This window comes from Arthrobacter sp. JCM 19049 (assembly GCF_001310435.1).
Window position 1 is genome coordinate 1 of record NZ_BAXF01000486.1, and the last position, 1,607, is coordinate 1,607.

General features: G+C 69.0%; 2 pseudogenes. Both read right to left on the bottom strand.

From position 1 onward, the window contains the following. Positions 1-536, bottom strand: a pseudogene (locus JCM19049_RS13650) (GTP-binding protein); the annotation flags it as partial. Positions 537-600: 64 nt separating this feature from the next. After that, positions 601-1,509 (bottom strand): annotated as a pseudogene (gene cysD, locus JCM19049_RS13655) (sulfate adenylyltransferase subunit CysD); the annotation flags it as partial. Positions 1,510-1,607 lie beyond the last annotated feature (98 nt).

Sequence of the window (1,607 nt, forward strand, 5' to 3'; positions counted from 1 at the left end):
CCGGGATCAGGTGGGTGGTACCCACCCCGAGCCCGGCGGCCAACTCCCCCACCTGCTCGCTGATGCCGCGGAACACGGTTTCGTCCCAGCCGACCAGGTCCATCTTGTTCACGGCGATGATCAGCTGCGGCACCCGCAGCAGCCCGAGCACTCCCAGGTGGCGGCGGGTTTGTTCCACCACCCTGTGGCGGGCATCGACCAGCACGATGGCCGCGTCCGCGGTGGAGGCGCCGGTGACGGTGTTGCGGGTGTACTGCACGTGGCCCGGGCAGTCGGCCAGGATGAAGGAGCGCTGTGGGGTGGCGAAGTAGCGGTAGGCCACGTCGATGGTGATCCCCTGTTCGCGTTCGGCGCGCAGCCCGTCGGTGAGCAATGCCAGATCCAGGGCCGGGGTGTGGCCGCCGAAGCCGCGTTCGGCGCTGGTGCGGGCCAGCTCGTCCAGTGAGTCGGCCAAGATCCCTTCGCATCGTGCAGCAGGCGGCCCACCAGCGTGGACTTGCCGTCGTCCACCGACCGGCGGTGGCGATGCGCAGCAGGGTGGTGGCTCGGCGGTGCGGTGGCGTGTGGTGTGGTGTGGGTGGCGGTCATTTTAGAAGTAGCTTCCTTCTTGCGGTCTTCCATGGCGGCGGAGGAGATCCGGTCATCGGCCCGGGTGGCTCCGCGTTCGGTCAGGGTGCTCAGGGCCAGTTCGTCCAAAACCTTGGGGACGGTGTCGGCCTCGGAGAGCACCGCCCCGGTGCAGCTGGCGTCCCCCACGGTGCGGTAGCGCACCTTGCGCACGCTCACGGTCTCGTGCGGGTGCGGCTGGCTGACCGGGGTGACGGCCCGCCACATCCCGTCGCGTTCGAACACCTGGCGGCAGTGGGCGAAGTAGATGCCGGGCAGTTCGATGCCTTCGCGTTCGATGTACGCCCAGATGTCCTTTTCGGTCCAGTTGGAGATCGGGAAGGCGCGCACGCTCCAGCCGGGCTCGTGGCGCCCGTTGTACAGGTTCCACACCTCCGGGCGCTGGTTGCGCGGATCCCAGGTGCCGAATTCGTTGCGCAGGGACAGGATGCGTTCCTTGGCCCGGGCCTTGTCCTCATCTGCGGGCGCGCCGAAGACCGCGTCGAAGCCGTTGGCCTCCAGCGTGTCCAGCAGCACCCGGGTCTGCAGCCGGTTGCGGGTGCCGTCGGCCGGCTGGATCAGCTCGCCGCGCTCGATGTACTCCTGCACCGAGCCGGTGATCAGGCGCAACCCGTACCGGGCGACGGTGGCGTCGCGGAACTTGATCACCTCACCGAAGTTGTGGCCGGTGTCGATGTGCACCACCGGGATGGGGATCCGGGCCGGGGCGACGGCCTTGGCCAGCAGGTGCAGCACCACCACCGAATCCTTGCCGCCGGAGAAGAGCAGGGCGGGTTTTTCGAATTCGGCCAGCACCTCGCGGATGATGTGGATGGATTCGGCCTCCAGGGCGTCCAGCACGCTGCGGGCGGTGGCCGGTGGGGCGGTAGCGGTCAGGGTCATCGGGTTCTCCTTCGGAGGGCAGGGTCGGCGCCGGGACCGCGGGTGGGGTGCCCGGCGGCGGAGGTGTCATGGCGGGAAAAGGGGGTGTCAGAGGTGGA